The sequence below is a fragment of the Halomonas sp. SIMBA_159 genome (genome assembly GCF_046536035.1).
In the GTDB taxonomy this organism is placed as follows: domain Bacteria; phylum Pseudomonadota; class Gammaproteobacteria; order Pseudomonadales; family Halomonadaceae; genus Vreelandella; species Vreelandella venusta_A.
Window position 1 is genome coordinate 1 of the sequence record NZ_JAWJBT010001083.1, and the last position, 253, is coordinate 253.

The following is a 253-nucleotide window of genomic DNA, read 5'->3' on the forward strand; positions in this document are numbered from 1 at the left end:
TTCCAAGAGCCAAAAGGTTGTTGCTCCCATTTACTCGGTGCCTCCTTCTGCTTCTGTTTTAGTTGCGATTTCTGACATTGCAGATTCGCCACTCTCATTAACAGAAGTGACATTGATTGTTAACTTAGTATCAGGCGTTAGACCGTCAGTGCTGTATTCAGGCTTGGTTACATTCTTATCAAAACGCTTGTCTGCTCCCCTATAAACATTGTATGAATCCGCCCCAGCTACGGCATCCCAATTGACAGTCACA

1 protein-coding gene is annotated in these 253 nt (G+C 44.3%); it reads right to left on the reverse strand.

Going from position 1 to position 253, the window contains the following annotated elements; all coding sequences use genetic code 11:
- Window positions 1-30: 30 nt before the first annotated feature.
- The coding region (locus R0J87_RS22610) for a fibronectin type III domain-containing protein (RefSeq protein ID WP_498889141.1) at window positions 31-253 on the reverse strand (223 nt) is incomplete at its 5' end.